The 19868-nt window shown below is 52.6% G+C and carries 19 protein-coding genes; 12 read left to right on the top strand and 7 right to left on the bottom strand.

The annotated features are described in order from the left end of the window. Window positions 1-3: 3 nt before the first annotated feature. Complete coding sequence (gene rpmB, locus QWY20_RS10065) at window positions 4-240, bottom strand: 50S ribosomal protein L28 (RefSeq protein ID WP_091339331.1); 237 nt, start codon at window positions 238-240, stop codon at window positions 4-6. A 188-nt stretch (window positions 241-428) separates the two neighbouring features. After that, the gene (radC, locus tag QWY20_RS10060) at window positions 429-1103 is read right to left on the bottom strand and encodes a RadC family protein (protein ID WP_330128891.1); all 675 of its coding nucleotides are present in this window, start codon (window positions 1101-1103) and stop codon (window positions 429-431) included. Between the two features lie 94 nt (window positions 1104-1197). Here radC and coaBC point away from each other — a divergent pair, with 94 nt between their 5' ends. Further along, window positions 1198-2460, top strand: a complete 1263-nt coding sequence (gene coaBC, locus QWY20_RS10055) for a bifunctional phosphopantothenoylcysteine decarboxylase/phosphopantothenate--cysteine ligase CoaBC (RefSeq protein WP_330128890.1) — start codon at window positions 1198-1200, stop codon at window positions 2458-2460. Between the two features lie 11 nt (window positions 2461-2471). Next, on the top strand, window positions 2472-2930 hold the full coding sequence (gene dut / locus QWY20_RS10050; protein WP_330128889.1) for a dUTP diphosphatase: 459 nt from the start codon (window positions 2472-2474) through the stop codon (window positions 2928-2930). Between the two features lie 55 nt (window positions 2931-2985). Here the strand turns inward: dut and QWY20_RS10045 are convergent, their stop codons facing one another. The 3 genes from QWY20_RS10045 to rph form a co-directional block, all read right to left on the bottom strand. Further along, on the bottom strand, window positions 2986-3360 hold the full coding sequence (locus QWY20_RS10045; RefSeq protein ID WP_330128888.1) for a diacylglycerol kinase: 375 nt from the start codon (window positions 3358-3360) through the stop codon (window positions 2986-2988). A 103-nt stretch (window positions 3361-3463) separates the two neighbouring features. After that, window positions 3464-4108, bottom strand: coding sequence for an orotate phosphoribosyltransferase (gene pyrE / locus QWY20_RS10040; RefSeq protein WP_330128887.1), 645 nt, complete (start codon window positions 4106-4108; stop codon window positions 3464-3466). Window positions 4109-4118: 10 nt separating this feature from the next. Next, entirely contained in the window at window positions 4119-4832 is a 714-nt protein-coding gene (gene rph, locus QWY20_RS10035) for a ribonuclease PH (protein ID WP_330128886.1), read from the bottom strand. Between the two features lie 168 nt (window positions 4833-5000). Here rph and QWY20_RS10030 point away from each other — a divergent pair, with 168 nt between their 5' ends. The 8 genes from QWY20_RS10030 to recG all read left to right on the top strand — a co-directional run bounded on the left by QWY20_RS10030 (window position 5001) and on the right by recG (window position 13246). After that, a complete protein-coding gene (locus tag QWY20_RS10030; RefSeq protein ID WP_330128885.1) occupies window positions 5001-5861 on the top strand; it encodes a YicC/YloC family endoribonuclease in 861 nt (286 codons plus the stop codon). A gap of 237 nt (window positions 5862-6098) precedes the next feature. Beyond that, window positions 6099-6584, top strand: coding sequence for a DUF4442 domain-containing protein (locus QWY20_RS10025; protein WP_330128884.1), 486 nt, complete (start codon window positions 6099-6101; stop codon window positions 6582-6584). Window positions 6585-6672: 88 nt separating this feature from the next. Then, window positions 6673-7305, top strand: a complete 633-nt coding sequence (gmk, locus tag QWY20_RS10020) for a guanylate kinase (protein WP_330128883.1) — start codon at window positions 6673-6675, stop codon at window positions 7303-7305. Between the two features lie 45 nt (window positions 7306-7350). Beyond that, window positions 7351-7626, top strand: a complete 276-nt coding sequence (gene rpoZ, locus QWY20_RS10015; protein ID WP_228614427.1) for a DNA-directed RNA polymerase subunit omega — start codon at window positions 7351-7353, stop codon at window positions 7624-7626. A 127-nt stretch (window positions 7627-7753) separates the two neighbouring features. After that, window positions 7754-9871 (top strand): bifunctional GTP diphosphokinase/guanosine-3',5'-bis pyrophosphate 3'-pyrophosphohydrolase, encoded by a 2118-nt coding sequence (gene spoT / locus QWY20_RS10010; RefSeq protein ID WP_330128882.1) that lies wholly within the window; start codon window positions 7754-7756, stop codon window positions 9869-9871. Between the two features lies 1 nt (window position 9872). After that, the gene (locus QWY20_RS10005) at window positions 9873-10265 is read left to right on the top strand and encodes a RidA family protein (protein ID WP_330128881.1); all 393 of its coding nucleotides are present in this window, start codon (window positions 9873-9875) and stop codon (window positions 10263-10265) included. 45 nt (window positions 10266-10310) lie between these two features. After that, window positions 10311-11087 carry a substrate-binding periplasmic protein gene (locus QWY20_RS10000; protein WP_330128880.1) on the top strand — a complete coding sequence of 259 codons (777 nt, stop codon included), beginning with the start codon at window positions 10311-10313 and terminating at the stop codon, window positions 11085-11087. 77 nt (window positions 11088-11164) lie between these two features. Then, window positions 11165-13246, top strand: a complete 2082-nt coding sequence (recG, locus tag QWY20_RS09995) for an ATP-dependent DNA helicase RecG (protein ID WP_330128879.1) — start codon at window positions 11165-11167, stop codon at window positions 13244-13246. Here recG and rarD read toward each other — a convergent pair. Next, window positions 13243-14148 carry an EamA family transporter RarD gene (gene rarD / locus QWY20_RS09990; protein ID WP_330128878.1) on the bottom strand — a complete coding sequence of 302 codons (906 nt, stop codon included), beginning with the start codon at window positions 14146-14148 and terminating at the stop codon, window positions 13243-13245. The two genes, recG and rarD, sit on opposite strands and share 4 nt — an antisense overlap. 63 nt (window positions 14149-14211) lie before the next feature. After that, window positions 14212-14664, bottom strand: a complete 453-nt coding sequence (locus QWY20_RS09985) for a thioesterase family protein (RefSeq protein WP_330128877.1) — start codon at window positions 14662-14664, stop codon at window positions 14212-14214. Between the two features lie 128 nt (window positions 14665-14792). Between QWY20_RS09985 and recQ the strand changes: the two genes are divergently transcribed. Next, window positions 14793-16607, top strand: a complete 1815-nt coding sequence (gene recQ / locus QWY20_RS09980) for a DNA helicase RecQ (RefSeq protein ID WP_330128876.1) — start codon at window positions 14793-14795, stop codon at window positions 16605-16607. A gap of 123 nt (window positions 16608-16730) precedes the next feature. Next, on the top strand, window positions 16731-19562 hold the full coding sequence (locus tag QWY20_RS09975) for an EAL domain-containing protein (RefSeq protein ID WP_330128875.1): 2832 nt from the start codon (window positions 16731-16733) through the stop codon (window positions 19560-19562). Window positions 19563-19868: the final 306 nt, after the last annotated feature.

The raw sequence follows: 19868 nt of genomic DNA, 5'->3' as shown, positions 1-19868 counted from the left end.
TCCTTAAACTTTCAGACCTTTGGCACGCAGATCAGCCAAAACTGAATCGATGCCATTCTTATCAATAATACGCATGCCTTTGGTAGACAGGCGCAGTTTGACGAAACGATTTTCACTTTCAACCCAGAAACGGTGCGTTTGCAGGTTCGGCAGGAAACGGCGCTTGGTTGCGTTGTTGGCATGAGACCTGTTATTACCAGTAATAGGTCGTTTGCCGGTCACTTGGCATACTTTAGACATGTCGTATCTCTCCAAAAAATAACTGCTTGCTCGAGCGTTTTATCTGCCTTCTGGCCAAGGAAGGCGGCTCTGAAAACGTAAGAGGGCGCAATTTATACACGAAAGGTGGTCCGAATTCAAGCAAATTCATCCGCAAACCGCTCGTTTGCAGCAATTTAATACGATCGCAGATCCTGGTGAGGATCCGGCTAGATCCAACCCCGCTCGGCAAAGGACACCACCTCGCCATCGCCGACCACCAGATGATCGAGCACCCGGATATCCACCAGCTGCAGCGCCTGCTGGATCCGGCTGGTAATGCTGCGATCCGCCCGGCTCGGTTCTGCCACACCGGATGGGTGATTGTGCGCCAGGATCAGCGCAGCAGCATTGTACTTCAATGCCTGCTGCACCACCACCCGCGGATAGACCGGTGACGCATCAATAGTACCGTAAAATAGCGGCTCGGATTTAAGCAAACGGTGCTGGTTATCCAGGTACAGCACCTGAAAGACTTCTCTGCTCTCGCGCTGCAGCTGCTGGCTTAAATAGCGTTTCACCAACGAAGGCTCGGTAAAGACGGCTTCGTGCTGCAGGCTTTGCTGCAAACAGCGCTGGCTTAGCTCCATCACGGCCTGCAGCTGCACATACTTGGCCATCCCCAGCCCCTTACCTTCACAAAAGCGTGGCAGCGGTGCCTGCATCAGCGCTTTCAGCGAGCCAAAATCGGCCAGTAAGCTGCGCGCCAGCTCCACCGCCGACATCCCCGGCAAGCCGGTGCGTAAAAAGATCGCCAGTAATTCGGCATCCGACAAGGCGGTAGCGCCGCGTTGCAACAACTTTTCTCTGGGCCGCTCTTCAGCTGGCCAGTCCCTGATTGCCATGCTTCCTCCATGTATGAAATGCATCTTTAGCAGCTGAAGTAAGTAACCATTTCATGCTATCTTTAGCCCAGTTTCAGTCAACGGACTTCACAGCATGCAAACTACTCTTATTGGCCAAACAACTAGCGGTCAAACAACGCTAAGCGGCCAGCGGATCTTACTGGGCATCAGCGGCGGCATCGCCGCCTACAAAAGTGCCGATCTGATCCGGCGTTTAAAAGAGCGCGGTGCCGAAGTACGGGTGATCCTGACCGAAGGCGGCAGCCACTTTATTACCCCGCTTACTTTGCAAGCCCTGTCTGGCAACCCGGTCAGCTCCAGCCTGCTGGATCCAGCGGCAGAAGCCGCCATGGGCCATATTGAGCTGGCAAAATGGGCCAGTTGCATTCTGATAGCGCCGGCCAGCGCCGATCTGATTGCCCGGCTGGCCCATGGCCTCGCCAATGACTTACTGACCACCTGTGTACTCGCAGGCAGTGCTCCAGTCATGGTTGCGCCAGCCATGAATCAGCAGATGTATAAAAATAGCGCAACACAGCACAACATAGCAACACTGAAAGAACGAAAATTTCACATTGCAGGCCCAGCAGCTGGCGAACAGGCCTGTGGCGATGTCGGCCCGGGCCGGATGTTGGAACCCTTGGAGCTGGTTGCGGCCTTAGAACAGCTGCAAGCGCCAGCACTACCCGCCTTGCAGGGTAAAACGCTATTGATTACTGCAGGCCCCACCCGCGAGGCCATCGATCCGGTGCGTTTTCTCAGCAACCACAGCTCCGGCAAGATGGGCTTTGCACTGGCCGAAGCGGCCGCCAAAGCCGGCGCCAAAGTGCAATTGGTTACAGGGCCGGTCAATCTGCTAACCCCCGCTGGCGTCGAGCGCATTGACGTGCAATCGGCGCAGCAGATGCACACAGCGGTGATGCAGCGCGCCAGCACGGCCGACATCTTTATTGGCTGCGCCGCCGTTGCCGATTACCGGGTGGCCGAGGTCGCCGGGCAGAAAATGAAAAAGACCAGCAGCAACGACGAGCTGACCCTGACGCTGGTGAAAAACCCGGATATTATCGCCGATGTAGCGGCCCTGACCTATCAGCGCCCTTTCACCGTTGGCTTTGCTGCAGAAACCGAAAATCTGGCCAGTTATGCCAAAGACAAACTGCAGCGCAAAAAGCTGGATCTGATTTGTGCCAACGATGTGTCTTCAAAAGAGCAAGGGTTTCACAGCGAACACAATGCCATCACCGCCTACTGGCAAGGTGGCGAACTCGCGCTGGAGCGCCAGGCTAAAACCGCACTGGCGGCAGCCATTTTGCAGCTGATTGCTCAACGTATTCAGCAACAGCAGCCTTTACCTTAACGGAACTACACATGAAAAAAGCCATTGATTTGAAAATTCTCGACCCGCGCATTGGCAGCGAGTTTCCACTACCCGCTTACGCCACCCCGGGCTCTGCCGGCCTGGATCTGCGTGCTTTGCTTGATAGCGCCCTCACCCTGGAACCAGGCCAGACCGAGCTTATCCCAACCGGCCTTTCCATCCATATTGGCGACCCTAACCTCTGTGCCACCATTTTGCCACGCTCTGGCCTTGGCCATAAGCATGGCATTGTGCTGGGTAATCTGGTGGGCTTGATTGACTCGGATTATCAGGGCCAGTTGATGGTGTCGGTATGGAACCGCGGCCACAGCAGCTTTACCATTGAGCCCGGTGAGCGCATGGCGCAACTGGTCTTTGTGCCGGTGGTGCAGGCCGAGTTTAATCTGGTGGAAAGTTTTGACGAAAGCGCACGTGGCGAAGGTGGTTTTGGTCACTCAGGGCGTAGCTAGTCAGGGCGTAGCGAGTAAATAGAACGAACACGAAGGCCGGCTTTGGGTCTTCGTGTCAGCCCCAAAACCGGCTGTAGAGCGCACTACCCCACACCAAAGCAACCAATACCAGGCTTAAAAACACCGCCGCCGAGCCCATATCCTTGGCCCGGCCCGATAGCTCGTGCCGCTCCAGGCTGACCCGATCGGTCAGGGTTTCAATCGCCGAGTTTAGTAGTTCGACAATCAGCACCAGACACCAGACGCCTATCAGCAGTACAAACTGCAAAAAGCTCTGCGCCAGCCAGGCTGCCAGGGGTACCGACAGGATCGCCAGCACGGCTTCCTGGCGAAACGCCGCCTCATGGCGCCAGGTGGCGGCAAAGCCCTGCATCGAGCATTTGGCCGCTTTGATCACCCGGCCCAGTCCCTGACCATTTGGTTTTTCCATGGCTTTCCCTTGAAAAAGTCTGCTCTGACGCAGTGCTGTAAGCCTTAATCGGACTCAGCTTACAGCGCCCAGATGAACACCGAATGACAGTGCAAACAACCGCTTACACCACGCCGTATTCAGCGCGATAGGCCTGCACCGCTGCCAGATGCTCTGCCATTTGCGGTTGATCGGCCAGGTAACTGATTAAATCCGTCAAGTTAATGATGGAAATCACCTGGGTGCTAAAGTCGCGCTCTACTTCCTGAATCGCCGACAGCTCAGCCTTGCCACGCTCTTGCCGGTCGAGCGCAATCAGCACGCCCGTTAAGGTCGCGCCAGCGGAGGCGATGATCTGCATCGACTCGCGAATGGCGGTACCGGCGGTGATCACATCGTCTACCAGCATCACCCGGCCCTGCAAGGGTGCGCCAACCAGACTGCCGCCTTCGCCATGGGTTTTGGCTTCTTTGCGGTTAAAGCAGTACGGCAGGTCGCGCTGGTAATGATCGGCCAGCGCCACCGCTGTGGTGGTGGCAATCGGAATGCCTTTGTAAGCCGGGCCAAACAGCAGATCGAATTCAATGCCACTGTCCTGCAGTGCCGCGGCGTAAAAACGGCCCAGCTTGGCCAGATCGCCGCCGGTATTAAACAAACCGGCATTGAAAAAGTACGGGCTGATGCGGCCGGACTTTAAGGTAAACTGGCCAAACTTCAGCACCTGACGCGACAGGGCAAATTCAATAAACTCACGCTGAAAGTCTTTCATCCCAAACTCCTTACGCCAGCACCCGCTTTTGCTCATCAACGATATCGCGAATGGCGTGACGCGCCAGCTCCATCATTTCCTGCATTTCATCAAAACTAAATGGCTCGGTTTCAGCCGTGCCCTGCACTTCAATAATTTTGCCGGTTTCGGTCATCACCACGTTCATATCGGTTTCGGCGTTGGAGTCTTCGTCGTAATCCAGGTCGGCTACAGCAGTGCCTTTAAAAACCCCCACCGAGACCGCAGCCACCATGTACTTCAGTGGGTTGGTTTTAATGATGCCTTTAGCCCGCATAAAGTTCAGCGCATCCACCAGAGCGACACAAGCACCGGTAATTGAAGCCGTGCGGGTACCGCCATCGGCCTGGATCACATCGCAGTCGATGGTAATGGTATTCTCACCCAGCAGCTTTAAATCGACCGCTGTGCGCAGGGCCCGGCCAATCAGCCGCTGAATTTCCATAGTGCGGCCGCCTTGCTTACCCCGTGCTGCCTCGCGATCATTACGGGTATGGGTTGCACGTGGCAACATGCCATACTCAGCCGTCACCCACCCTTTGCCCTGGCCTTTCATAAAGCGCGGCACTCCTTCCACCACACTGGCGGTGCAAATCACCTTGGTGTGGCCAAACTCCACCAGCACCGAGCCTTCGGCATGGGCGGTAAACTGGCGGGTAAAGGTTAAAGGGCGGATCTGACTGGCGGTTCGGCCGCTGGGACGCATGGCATCTCTCCTGATGGATGTAATCGTCGATAAGTTGTGGTGTCATTATACCGAATGCCAGTCAAGTTGCACCTAAGGCAGCACCTTTGGCAGCAAATGCCCGGCAATTGTTCAGCTGCGCTGCATTCGGGTATACTGGGTTTTTCACCGTATTTGGGAAGCCACCCGATGATCCACAGCATGACCGCCTTTGCCCGTCACGACATTCAGGCCGACTGGGGCAATGCCCAGTGGGAGATCCGCTCCGTTAATCAGCGCTATCTGGAAACATTTTTCCGCTTACCAGAGCAGTTCCGCAGCCTGGAAACCAAATTGCGCGAAACCCTGCGCCAGCAGCTGCAGCGCGGCAAAATTGAAGTCAGTTTGCGCTACAGCATCAACGAAGCCGTCACCGAGCTGCAAATCAACCAGCAACTGGCCAGCCAGTTGATTAACCATGCCAATACGCTGCAAAGCCAGGCCAACGGCGCCCAGCTCAATATTATGGACGTACTGCGCTGGCCGGGCGTGATGGATACCCCTCAGGCGGATCTGGATGCGGTGCAAAGCGACTTGCTGGAAGGCTTCCAACTGGCATTGAATGACTTCATCGCCAGCCGGGCGCGTGAAGGCAAAGCCATGGCCGATTTAATCGAAAGCCGCCTGAGCCAAATCACCGAACACGTCGCCACCGTGCGTGCCCATTTACCCGTTGCCATGCAGTGGCAGCGCGATCGCATCACCAACCGGTTAAAAGAGATTCAGAGCGAGCTGGATCAAAGCCGGCTGGAGCAGGAAATGGCCTTTTTAGCACAAAAATCCGATGTGGCCGAAGAGCTGGACAGGCTGGATGCCCACATCAAAGAAAGCCGCCATACCTTAAAAAAAGGCGGCGCCTGCGGCCGGCGTTTGGATTTTATGATGCAGGAGTTCAACCGCGAGGCCAACACTCTGTCGTCCAAATCCATCAGCACCGAGATCACCAATGCAGCGGTGGAGCTTAAGGTATTGATTGAGCAGATGCGGGAACAGATCCAGAATATTGAATAGTACCTTTAATTAGCAGCTTGTACTTCAATGAGGTGTATCCCCCTCTATTCTGCTCACACCATGAGGCGAATATCCTTACTATTCGCCTCATAACACAAAATCAAGCTGCTCTCGGGCTGACTTTTGCGATCAGCCCACCATCAAGGATAAAGCCTTGCGGCCTGGTCACCCGCAACACCCTTGCCTTCATGGTCTGACCAGTATAAGCTGGCCCGATACATTTTATGGAGTTGCAAGATGGCCATTTCCCTTCGTAAAGCCAACTGGGGCTTGAAATTCTTTGCCTGGCGATACATTCCGCTGATTGGTTTTTGCTCGCCGAAAATTGTGCGGATGAACAGCAAAACGCTGGAAGTCACCATGCCGCACACCTGGCGCACCAAAAACCATTTGGGCAGCATTTACTTCGGGGCCCTGGCCATTGGCGCGGATTTGGCGGGGGCTTTTTTGGTCTTTAGCAAAGCCAAAGCCCGCGGCGTGAATGCCAATTTTGCTTTTAAAGATGTGCAGGGCAGCTTTTTAAAGCGCCCTGAAGCCAAAGTGCATTTTACCAGCCACGATGGCGATGTGATTGACCAGATGATTGATGAATCCCTGGCCAGCGGTGAGCGCATCAACCGCCCTGTGTCGGTGATCGTGACTTGCCCCAGCCTGCATGGGGATGAGCCGATGGCCACTTTTACCCTGACGCTATCGGTCAAAGCCAAACCAGCCAAAAAGTAGCGGCTCTTATTCGCGGTATTTGTCGCGGTATTTGCAGCCAGCGCTTTGGCAACGTAAAATTACGCTTTTATGGCCTCAGGACAACATGATGGCACAAGTTTCCGGAAACTTATTCATTGTATCGGCCCCGAGCGGGGCTGGTAAATCCAGCCTGATCCAGGCGCTGTTGGCGCAGCATGCCGATATGCAGGTCAGCGTTTCGCACACCACCCGTGCACCACGCCCTGGTGAGCAAAACGGTGTGCATTATCACTTCGTCAAAGTAGATGATTTTAAAGCCCGTATTGAAGCTGGTGAGTTTCTGGAGTGGGCCGAGGTATTTGGCAATTACTACGGTACCTCCCGCACCACGCTGGAACACACCCTGCAGCAGGGTATCGATGTATTTCTGGATATTGACTGGCAGGGAGCCCGCCAAATTCGTCAGCAACTACCTGATGCCATTGGCATCTTTATTTTGCCCCCCAGCCTGGATGTGCTCCAGCAGCGACTGCAAAGTCGTGGCCAGGACAGTGCCGACATTATTGCCGGACGGATGAGCAAGGCGCAGGATGAAATGAGCCATGCCGATGAATACGACTATCTGATTGTGAATGATGATTTTCAGCAAGCTTTGCTGGAGCTGCGCTCCATCGTGCTGTGTCAGCGCAACCGCCTCATCCGCCAACAACAGCGGCAACAGGATCTGCTGGATCAACTGTTGGCGAAGTCAGCGGATTAGCGTATACTAGCGGGTCTTGCACAACTTGTTGACTTGGAGTAGCGAATGGCTCGCGTAACCGTTGAAGATGCAGTGGATAAAATTGGCAACCGCTTTGACCTGATCCTGGTCGCAGCCCGCCGTGCCCGTCAAATCTCTGTCGAAGGCAAAGATCCACTGGTAGAGTGGGAAAATGACAAAGCCACTGTCATTGCCCTGCGTGAAATTGAACAAGGCCTGATCACAGAGTCCATCCTGGACCAGCAACAGCGCCAGGACCAAATGCAGCAAGAAGCGACTGAAATGGCCGCAGTTGCAGCCATCATCGGCGGCGACGAATAAAACCCTCTTTTCTTGCCCGCCAGCGGCGTTTTTGCTGCTGGCAACCTACTCAACACCGCCCGATTCTGATATAAATACGAAGACAAGCATCATTTTAGTCTGTCGCTGATGCCGTTTGGGAGGTCAGGTGTATCTGTTTGAAGGTTTAAAGCAGCAAATTCAAGCGTACTTGCCCGCCGACCAGGTGGCGCAGATCCAGCAAGCTTACTTGCTGGCCAGAGAGGCGCATGCCCCGCAAATGCGCTCCAGCGGCGAACCTTACATTACGCATCCGGTAGCCGTTACCAGTATCCTCGCTGATATGCGGATGGATCATGAAACCCTGATGGCCGCCTTGCTGCATGATGTGATTGAAGACACCCCCTTCAGTAAAGAGGATCTGGCCGAGCGCTTTGGTAATACCGTGGCCGAGCTGGTGCAGGGTGTCAGTAAGCTGGATAAGGTGAAGTTCAAAGACTATCAGGAATTTGAAGTTACCAACCTGCAAAAAATGTTTATGGCCATGACGCAGGATATCCGGGTGATCCTGATTAAGCTGGCCGACCGCACCCACAATATGCGCACCATCGGTGCCCTGCGCCCGGAAAAGCGTCGTCGCATCGCCCGCGAAACGCTGGAACTCTATGCCCCCATTGCCAACCGTTTGGGCATTCACAACATCAAAAATGAACTGGAAGACTCCGGGTTCAAGGCCTTATACCCAATGCGCTACCGCGCGCTGCAATCGGCAGTGCAGCAGGCCCGAGGCCACCGCCGTGAATTGCTGGAAAAGGTCAAAGGCGAAATCAGCAGCCGTATTGCCGATGCCGGCATTGAAGCCGAAGTCTCAGGCCGTGAAAAGCATCTGTACAGCATCTACCAAAAGATGAAAAACAAAGAGCGGATGTTCAACGATGTAATGGACATTTATGCCTTTAGGGTGATCGTACAGAGCATCGACAACTGCTACCGCACCTTGGGCGTGGTGCACAATCTGTATAAGCCGATTGAAATTCGTTTTAAAGACTACATCGCCATTCCAAAGCAAAATGGCTATCAATCACTGCATACCTCGTTAATTGGCCCGCACGGCATTCCGGTCGAAATCCAGATCCGCACCTCCGAGATGGATGAAATGGCCGATAAGGGCATAGCAGCCCACTGGATGTACAAAGCCGGCAGTGAGCACAGCGGCACCACCGCACAAATCCGGGCCCGGCGCTGGATGCAAAGCCTGTTGGAGCTGCAGCAAAGTGCGGGCTCCACCCATGAATTTGTTGAAAACGTCAAATCCGAGCTGTACCCGGACGAACTCTATGTGTTTACCCCCAAAGGACGTATTATCGAGCTGCCGATTGATGCCACTGCGGTCGACTTTGCCTATGCCGTGCATACCGATGTCGGCAATCGCTGTGTCGGTGCCCGAATCGATCGCAAGCCTTACCCCTTAAGCCGGCCGCTGGAAACCGGCCAGACGGTGGAAATCATCACCAGCCCGGGCGGTAAACCCAATGCCAACTGGCTCAACTATGTGGTGACCAGCCGCGCCATCTTGGGAATCAGAAACTACCTGAAGAAACAACAGCTTAGCGAAGCAACCGGTCTGGGCTATCGCTTACTGAACTCAGCTCTGGGTGATGTCAAGCTGGCAGATATCGCGCCCGATCGTGTAGAACAGGTACTGCAAAGTGCCCGGCAAAAATCAATGGACGAACTGGCGGTAGAAATTGGCCTTGGCAACCAGCTGCCCATCGCCATTGCCCGGCGTTTGCTGGGTGACTTCGATACGCCAGATGATGCAGTTCCAACGCAGGAGCAAAGCCACAGTAAAGCTGTGATTGTCGGCTCAGAAGGCATGCTGCTAACCTTTGCCAAATGCTGTCGCCCCATTCCAGGCGATCCCATCGTTGCCAATGCTTCACCCGGTAAAGGCCTGAATGTGCATCGCAGCGATTGCCGGAATATCAAAGGGTGGGAAAAAGATCCAGCCAAGTACTTCCCGGTGCGCTGGGATCAAACCCAGGATAAGCACTTCCTTTGCGATATCCGGGTTTACATTATCAATCGTCAGGGCGTCCTGGCGAAACTGACCGCCCTGATCGCCTCGCAGGACTCCAATATTCAGGACTTGGCGACCGATGATCGAGATACCGGTGAGTACATCATTAACATTACCCTGTCGGTACGCGACCGGGTGCATCTGGCCAATGTAATGCGGAAAATCCGCGTGATGCCAGATGTGCAGAAAATTTACAGAAGGAAGTAAGATGTCCAAAGTTATTATCCGTACCGATGCCGCTCCGGCAGCCATTGGTACTTACAGCCAGGCCGTGAAAATTGGTACCACCGTCTATTTATCAGGTCAGATCCCATTGGTTCCAACCAGCATGGAGATGGTCTCTGAAGGTTTCAGCGAGCAAACCCATCAGGTATTTAAAAACCTGCAAGCTGTCTGCGATGCCGCCGGAGGCTGCCTGAATGATATGGTGAAGGTGAATATATTTCTGATCGATTTAAGTCAATTTGCGACCGTGAACACCATTATGAGCCAGTATTTTAATGAGCCCTACCCGGCCAGAGCCGCCGTTCAGGTCAGTGCCCTGCCGCGTGGTGCCCAAATTGAAATTGATGGCGTGATGGAAGTACCTTCCACCTACTAAGCAGCAAACAGCTCTGATGCTAAAGTCAGCAAAGGTACGCCCAGGATGCCTCTAACTCGCACCACTTTCGCTTTATTGCTCGGCTGTTTGCTGCCAATTCAGCCACAGGCAGCAGAACCCATAGAGCTGGAGTGGTGCCTGGATGACTTCCCCAATCGTCATCACTACCCGGAGCAAGGAGCTCCCTATGGTCCAACTGTTGACTTTATGCAGGAATTAGCCAGGCGCGCCGGTGTGCAGCTGCGCTTTAGTCCCAATACACCCTTCGCCCGTTGTCTGCGTATGATGGAGCAGGGCAAAACTGATGTCATGACCAGCCTGAACGCCAGCCCGGAGCGCGAGCAGTACATGCATCTGCTCCCTTATGATCATGCCCGGCCTGAAGTGGTGCTCCTGCGTCAGGACAGCACAGATATCTGGTCAGTCGCCGAGTTAAGTCATCTGAATCTGATGGTGATCCGCGGCTACACCTATAATGCCGATGTCCTGAATAGCGTGGCTCGTCACCAACCAACGATTGAAGTGGACTCACTGGAGGCTGGGCTCAATATGCTGCTGCTCAACCGGGCTGATGCCTTATTAGCCCCGGTGCAAAGTTCACGCAATCGTATTCAGAGTAATCCGCGGTACCATGGGCAATTCAAAACAGCCAGCTTCTCCTTCCAGTTGAGTGAGCCGCGCTTTGTGCATCTGGGGTTATCCAAGGCCAGCCCCAATGCTGATGCCAAAGCACGTCTGACTGAAGCAATAGAGACCATGGTGGCCGATGATCTGGTGCATCGCTATTTCCATGCATTACCAGCGAGCCCATCCACACCATAAATAGGCCGCACTGCTGGCCTTTTCCTGGCTAGCCAAGGTACACTGATTACAATTGAGCAACAACAAGGGCTTCCTGCGTGGCAGCAACACAACTGGATAATCTGGTCATCACTCAGCTCAAAGGCGTCGGCAGCAAAATGGCCGAACGCCTGCACAAGCTGGGGATCAACAGTGTGCAGGATATCCTGTTTCATTTGCCACTGCGCTATGAAGACCGTACCCGCGTCTGCACCATTGCCGACTTATTGCCGGGCATGTATACCACAATTCTTGGCACGGTACAGAGCAGTGAAGTTCAGTTTGGCAAGCGTCGCTCCTGGCTGGTCAAACTACGTGATCACAGCGGCAGTATCACGTTACGCTTTTTCCATTTTAGTGCAGCACAAAAAGAGGCCGTCACCCCCGGGGTGCAACTACGCTGCTTTGGTGAGGCAAGGCGCGGTTTGCGGGGCCTGGAAATGATGCATCCTGAATACAAAATCGTTCAGGAAACAGACAACATCATGGTGGCAGAAAGTCTGACGCCGATTTATCCCAGCACGGAAGGCCTGAAACAAGCCAGTTGGCGAAACCTGACCGAGCTGGCGCTTGGTTACCTGCAACGCTTCAGCCCACAGGAATACCTGCCCACCAATGGCCAGCAAGGCTGGACACTGACCGATGCACTCTGTTACTTACACCGCCCACCACCAGATGCCAGCCTCGAGCAGTTAGAGCAAGGTCAGCATCCGGCGCAGCAGCGACTGATCTTAGAAGAGCTAACCACCCAGCAAATCAGCATGTTCCAGCTACGACAACAATGTCAGGCGCAACAAGGCATTGCTGTAACAGAGCCTGATGGCAAACTGATTAGCCACTTTTTACAACAACTGCCCTTTGCACCTACGAACGCCCAGCAGCGGGTAGTCACAGAGATCCATACCGATCTTGCCAAAGCGATACCGATGCTACGACTGGTACAAGGCGATGTCGGCTCGGGCAAAACCCTGGTGGCAGCTTTGGCTGCCCTGCAGGTGATCGCTGCTGGCTATCAGGTGGCTTTAATGGCGCCAACTGAACTGCTTGCAGAGCAACATGCAGAGAACTTCCGTCAATGGTTCGAGCCGCTGGGGCTGACCGTGGCCTGGCTGGGAGGCAAGAGCAAGGGAAAAGTCAGGCAGCACCAGTTGCATTTGATCCAAAGTGGCGAAGCCGCCATGGTGATAGGTACCCATGCGCTGTTTCAACAGGATGTGCACTTCCATCAACTGGCACTGGTGATTATTGATGAGCAGCACCGCTTTGGGGTGCATCAACGTCTGGCCTTGCGTGAAAAAGGGGGTATCAACAGCCGCGCACCGCACCAGTTGATTATGACAGCCACCCCAATCCCCCGCACACTGGCTATGACAGCCTATGCCGATCTGGATACCTCGATTATTGATGAGCTGCCGCCGGGAAGAACACCAGTCACTACGGTGGCGATACCGGACACGCGGCGACAACAGGTGATTGACCGTGTGCAGGCATCGGTAACAGAAGAACAGCGACAGGTGTATTGGGTCTGCACCCTGATTGAAGAGTCGGATGTGCTGCAATGCCAGGCCGCAGAGCAGAGCTGTGCCGCCTTGCAGGAGGCCTTACCGGATGTGCGTGTTGGCCTGGTGCATGGCCGCTTAAAACCTGCGGAAAAGCAGCAGGTGATGCAAGCTTTTAGTCAGGGTGAGCTAGATGTACTGGTCGCCACCACAGTGATTGAGGTTGGCGTCAATGTCCCCAATGCCAGCCTGATGATTATTGAAAACCCCGAGCGGCTTGGCCTGGCGCAACTGCATCAATTGCGTGGCAGGGTTGGTCGTGGCAGTACTGCTTCACATTGTGTACTGCTGTATCACGCTCCCCTGTCGCAAACCGCTCAGGCCAGACTGGCCGTGCTTCGGGACAGCAACGATGGCTTTGTGATTGCGCAGCGGGATCTGGAAATCCGCGGCCCGGGTGAGTTGCTGGGTACCCGCCAGACCGGACTGGCACAGCTTAAAATCGCCGATTTAGAGCGGGATGAGTACCTGTTGCCGGTAGCCCGTGCGCTGGCGACTGAGCTGTGGCAGCACCATCAACCAGCCTGCCAGCAATTACTAAGGCGCTGGCTGCCCAATCGCGAACAATTTGCTAACGCTTAAACTAAGCGTTTGGGGCGAGCTTTTCGGTTGGCATGCAAGGCATCCAGGCTGTAGATCAGCAAGGCAGTCCAGATCACTGCAAAAGTGATCAAGCGCTCTTGAGCCAAAGGCTCCTGATACAGCCAGACACCAAACACAAACATCAGACTCGGACCAATGTACTGAAAGAACCCCATGGTCGATAGCTGCAAACGCCGGGCGCCGGCTATAAAACACAGTAACGGCACCGTTGTTACCAAGGCGGCCGCCATTAGCCACAGATTCAGCGTCCAACTGTTGTGCAACAGGTTGACGGCATAACTATCTGCCACAAACCACCAATACCAGACGGCCAGTGGCAGCAGCAGTAAGGACTCGAGCAACAAACCAATGATGGCATTTACCGCCAGTTTTTTTCGAAGCAAACCATAGACGGCAAAAGAGCCTGCCAGCGCCAGAGCTATCCAGGGGAAGGCACCATAACTGAGTACCTGATAGAGCACAGCACAAGCGGCCAGCCCCAGGGCAAACCACTGCATGCGCCGCAAGCGCTCTCCCAGAAACACCATGCCCAATAACACATTCAGCAATGGGTTGATGTAATAGCCAAGGCTGGCGTCCAGCATATGATTCTGATTCACAGCCCAGATAAACAACCACCAATTAAAGCCCAAGAGCACTGAGGTAAGCAGCAATAAGCTCATCAATTTAGGTTGCTTTAGCACCGCCTGTACCTGGGTCCACTGCCTGATGGCTAGTACCACAACCAACAACAGCAGGCAGGACCACACAATGCGATGCACCAGAATTTCCAGCGATGGGATGTCAGCAATCTGCTTAAAATAAAGTGGGGCTATTCCCCAAAGGGTGTAGGCGCTGATGGCCGCCAGACCACCCAGCTTTTGTTCGCGCGTCAGTGACATGACTAAGCCTGTTAGAAATCAGGCCTGAATTCTAACCAAAAGGATCTGCAAGTACGACTGTATTTAGCCAACTAAATAGGTCCCCGTTCCAAGCGCAATATGCACCCCACTGTCATTGTGCAACTCCATCCTGCACACAGCCACTTTATTGCCACTACGAATAACCCGCGCCGTAGCAGTAAAGTGCTGGCCCCGGCCGGGGCGCAGGTAGTCAGTACGGATGTCAATGGTACTCATTTTGCCAAGACGATTCAGTAGCTCATCCTGTTGAATAGCCTGCATCCGGCTAAGCGCACTGGATACCGCCATAATGCCGCCTACCACATCCAGCACCGATGCAATCACCCCTCCATGCATAATTTTTTGCAACGGGTTACCGATCAATTGATCAGACCAATCAAAACAAACCTCTGCCTGCTCCAAATCAAAGCGGGTGACTTTCAACCCAAGCAACTGATTGAACGGCATTTGCTCAAAGGTTGTGGCAATTAATGGCAATAAATCCGCATGCTTCATGGTCTGAACTCTTCTGGTTGGACCTGCTAAGACTAACTGGCTTTGCCCTGCCAGGCAAGGGCACGGATGCAGACAGCAGCAGCTGATTTGATTACAATGCCGCTTTATCCGGCAAATTGCGAAACCCTGTGCACGATACCCTACTCCAGCATCTGAAAACTTACTTTGGCTACAGCAGCTTTCGCCCTGGGCAGTTGGAAGTGATAGATGCTGCCCTGGCTGGCAGGGATAGCTTTGTCCTGATGCCAACCGGAGGTGGTAAGTCCCTGTGTTACCAGCTACCGGCCTTGCTGCTATCGCATGTTACTGTCGTGGTATCCCCTTTAATGTCACTGATGAAAGATCAGGTGGATGCACTGAAAGCCAACGGCGTTGCCGCCGAGTTTATCAACAGCAGCCTTAGCCGCGAAGAAGTACTGGCCATATACGGTAAGCTGCGTCAGCAACAACTCAAACTGCTGTATGTTGCCCCTGAACGCTTATTGCAGCCTCAATTTCTGGAGCGCCTGAGTGAGCTTGGTGTGAGTTTGTTTGCCATTGATGAAGCTCATTGCATCTCACAATGGGGCCATGATTTCCGGCCGGATTACATGGCGCTGGCGCTGCTCAAAGAACGATTTCCTTCGGTACCGCTGATGGCACTGACCGCTACTGCTGATGCCGCAACCCGCCAGGATATCGTGCAACAACTTGGTTTGCAGCAGCACCAGGAGTACGTTGGCAGCTTTGATCGGCCCAACATCCGTTATACTATTCAGGAAAAGTTTCGTCCGTTGGAGCAGCTGGTTAGTTACCTGAAACAACAGGATGGCCAAAGTGGTGTGGTGTACTGCAATTCCCGACGCAAAGTGGATGAGCTGGCCAGCCAATTGCAGGAACGTGGCTTTGTCAGCGCGGCCTATCATGCCGGCATGGACTCTGAGAGCCGCAGCCGGGTGCAGGATGCCTTTCAACGCGATGATATTCAGGTGATCGTTGCCACAGTCGCCTTTGGCATGGGCATCAATAAATCCAATATCCGTTTCGTAGTCCACTATGAGCTATCCCGTACCATCGAATCCTATTATCAGGAAACCGGCCGCGCAGGGCGTGATGGCGTAGCGGCAGAGGCATTAACGCTGTTCGATCCCGCTGATGTTGCCCGCATTTATCATTGGATCGATCAAGAAGAGAACGAACAGCGCGCCCGGGTAGCCCGTCAGCGTTTCTCTGCGATGGCTTCCTTTGCCGAAGCACAGACCTGCCGCCGCTTGGTGCTGCTGAACTACTTTGGCGAAGCGCGTCAAACGCCTTGCGGCAACTGCGATATTTGCCTATCCCCCCCTAAGCAATTTGATGGCACCGAATTGGCACAAAAAGCCTTGTCGTGCGTGTACCGGGTCGGTCAACGGTTTGGTATGGGTCATGTCATCGAGGTATTACGCGGTAGCAACAGCCAAAAAGTGCAGCAATACGGCCATCATCAATTATCTACCTGGGGTTTAGGCCAGGATTACAGCCATGATTTCTGGCTCAGTATTTTACGCCAACTCGTGCATTTCGGCTTCTTGCAGCAAGACATCACACAACATGCTGCTTTAAAGTTACAACCTGCTGCCAGGCCGGTACTTCGGGGAGAACAACCTTTGCAGTTGGCAGTACCTCGTCTGCATGCCAGCAGTAGTAAAGACAAGCGTAAACCACAAAACTACGATAAAGCGCTGTTCGCACGCTTAAAACGACTGCGCAAGCAATTGGCGGAGCAGGAGGATATTGCCCCCTTTATGGTGTTCAGCGACGCCACCTTAATTGATATGTGTCAACGCTTACCTGAGAATGAACACGCCATGCTGCAAGTGAGCGGTGTTGGTCTCACCAAACTTAGCCGCTACGGTGCCACTTTCTTAACAGAAATCACGGATTATCTGCTAAATGAGCCAAGCCCTGGCAAACTCTGGTCATGATAAAAACGTGATAACAAAGCGCAAAGATAGACCTGAAGCTCAGATAACTTTAAGATACGCTTGCTCAGGATTTACTCAGAGAGGGATGCTTTGATTGCACGAATTCCAGTGATTCTTTTTTGCATGCTATTTTCTTGCATCACTCAGGCCCATTATGCCAAAAGCCGTGTAATTGATCAGCAGCTTGAGCAGCTGTCCTTACGTGATACCTTGTATTTTCAAATCACGGATGACAGTGTTGAAGTAGAGGATTTTCTGTTAAACCCAGCAATGCACCATGCTTTTCAATTGGTTGGTGAGCAAAAAAAAGCTCAAATTGAGCCGGGGCAAGTGGTTTGGTTATTTGTTCGATTGCAGTACTCAGGCAATACCCCGCTGAACAGCATCATCCATTATGATTTTCCATTGGCCGATCAAGTCACCAAAGTACTGTTTGACCGTCAGCAACAGCGGTTATTACAACATTACCATACGGGCAGTGATTACCCCTTTGCGGAACGATTGTTACCTACCCCTAGTTTTGCTTTTCCATTGACACTGGAGCCCACTCAGGAAGTGGATATCTTCCTTAAGATCCAGGATGCGGGGCTGGTACCACTGCAACTCAACTTGTGGCAGCAAGAACATTTCAATGCAGCTCAAACTCAGCTCAGCCTGATTGAAGGCATCATTCAGGGCTTGCTGTTCGCGCTGGTGCTCTACAATTGCTATTTGCTGCTTCGAAGGCAACGCTCGTTGTATCTGTACCAAGCTGGCTGTTATCTGAGCCTTTCGCTGGTCATTGCCACCTTAAGTGGCCAGGCTTTTGCTCACATTTGGCCTAATCAGCCAGAGATCAACTCGGCCATTCTTTATGTGTTGTCCGGCCTCACATTACTTTGCCTGAATCAATTTACCTACCTGGCGCTGTCGTCATTCCAACGACTACCATGGCGTTGGTTATTTTTGCTGAATCAGTTCCTGAGCCTTAGCCTGCTTTTCAGTCCATTGTTCGCCGATGGCCAGCTCCGCGTCCAGCTTTTGCTGGCTTGTTCTCTAACAGTACTTATCAGCAACTCTTTTGTTTCATTTACACACTTTTTGCAGGGCCATGTCACTGCCCGTTTCTTTGCACTTGCCTGGCTGTGTTTATTATTGTGTGGCGGGCTGCTTATGGTGTCCGAGTTTGGCTTATTGCAACTTCCATTATTGTGGAATCAAGGATTGCTGGCAGCACTTATCATTAGCATGACATTAATCAGCTATCATTACGCGCACCATCAAGATACAAGCGATACCACCAGCCATGCAGGAGCTCCATCGCTAAGCCAGCAGAGCTTTGGGCAATTATTCTTTCAACAATCAAACGATGCTATCTTTGTCACATCAGAAACCGGTCAGCTGTTACAAGCGAACAGTCGCTTTTATGATCTTACCGGGCTTACAGCTGCAACAACATCAGAGCAAGCTACGCGTTCAACTACAACGCTGTTGGAAAAAATATTACCCGATTGGGCCTTATTGTTTCCTCAAGTAATACAAGAAGATGCCCCAGTTATTATGCAGCTCAACCCAGACCAGGCTGCCGATAATTTTGTTGCTGTTACCGCTGAGTTTATATCCATGCCAGGCAAGGAAGCAGAGAAGGTCATTTGTGCCAAACTGGCGCCTCTTAGCGAAGAAGCATACTCCAAGTTACGCCAACAACAGCTGAATGAAACTGACAACCTAACAGGGTTATTAAATCTATCGTCATTCATTGCGTTGCTGCAACAAGCTTTGTCAGCTAATCAGGCTGGTGCCCTGCTACAAATAGACCTGATTGATTTCAAGCGCATCAATGATCAATGCGAACAAGCAGCCGGCGATGCCCTGCTGCGCCAAGTAGCTGCGAAACTGCAACAAGAGCTTGCCAATCAACCTTTGGCACGCGTCTCCGCGGATACTTTCGTTGCCTACTTACCAGATAAAGGATCGCAGGAGGCCTTTATTCAATCCTATCGGCTACTTGATGAATTACGAGGATTTCGTTTTATCTGGCAAGAGCATATCTTCCGCTTTCATATCAGTATTGGTGTTCTCAACCTTACACCAGCAGACAGTGATGCCAGTCTGGCGTTAGGAAGGGTTGCTCAAGCCTGTCAGCAAGCTAAGAGGAAGGGATACAATCGAATCCACATGCATCAACCGGACGACGATGAGCAACCTATAAAACAGTCAGAGCAAGTGGAGTGGGAAACTAAGGTTCGTGATGCACTTAACAATAATAAATTTGTACTTAACTTGCAGTATTTAAAACCACTGAAGCCGGAAGAAAAATCACGGTATGAGGTTTTATTACGCTACAGAGCCGATGCTGGTCACTTGATTTCTGCTGCTAACTTTATGCCAGCAGCACGTAAAGCTCATTTGGCCCAACGCATCGACCGTTGGGTGATTGAGCATTACTTCGCCTGGCTGTATCAGCATCAAGTACAGTTAAACCAGACCGCTTGCAGCCACCTTAATATTTCAGCAGCTTCCATTATTGATCCCGACTTTATTCACTTTGTGGCGGATAGGCTGCACCATTACCAGCTCGATGCAAACACCATTTGTTTTGAAGTCGACGAATACATTGCTGTAGAATTTCTATCCAGCACAGTGACTTTTATTCAACAAGCCCGTGATCTGGGCTGCCTTATTTGCCTGGACAACTTTGGTAGCGGGCTATCTACCTTTAATTTGTTAAAACAATTACCGCTAGATTACCTCAAAATAGACGCCAATATTATGCGTAAGCTGACCAACGAGCCGTTAAATATGGCAGTGATCCGCTGCATCATTGATATGGCTAAAAGCATGGGCATTGAGCCAATAGCGCCTTTTATCGAAACAGAAGAAACCTATCAGCTTATGAAGGACTATAGTGTTACCCTTTTTCAGGGTTACCACTTAAGTAAGCCATGCCTATTAACTGAGGCATTTGAGCCATAAACTTTATTTGATTGCCTAACACTCTAGAGCGGTTTTGGCTCCATGCTGCTGCCTCTTTAAGGGACACCACAACAATTACTTCAGGCATCCTGCCCCACGATCCTCGGGCTAATTTAAGCTGTTCAAATGTACTCCTGCTAAATAAAGTCTGCTCGAGCTCCAGGCTGAAACCTCCTTCAGGCTCGCCACAACAACTACTCCGGGCATCCTGCCCTACGCCCTTCGGGCCAGCTAAAGCTGTTCAAATGTGCTCCCGGCACATTTGTCGCTATCGCTCAAACATGTTGATGTCGATCTGAACGAGGC

The sequence above is a fragment of the Alkalimonas cellulosilytica genome (assembly GCF_036325985.1).
Classification (GTDB): Bacteria; Pseudomonadota; Gammaproteobacteria; order Enterobacterales; family Alteromonadaceae; genus Alkalimonas; species Alkalimonas cellulosilytica.
The sequence above is the reverse complement of the archived record's forward strand: the minus strand, read 5'-3'. Positions and strand labels throughout refer to the sequence as shown.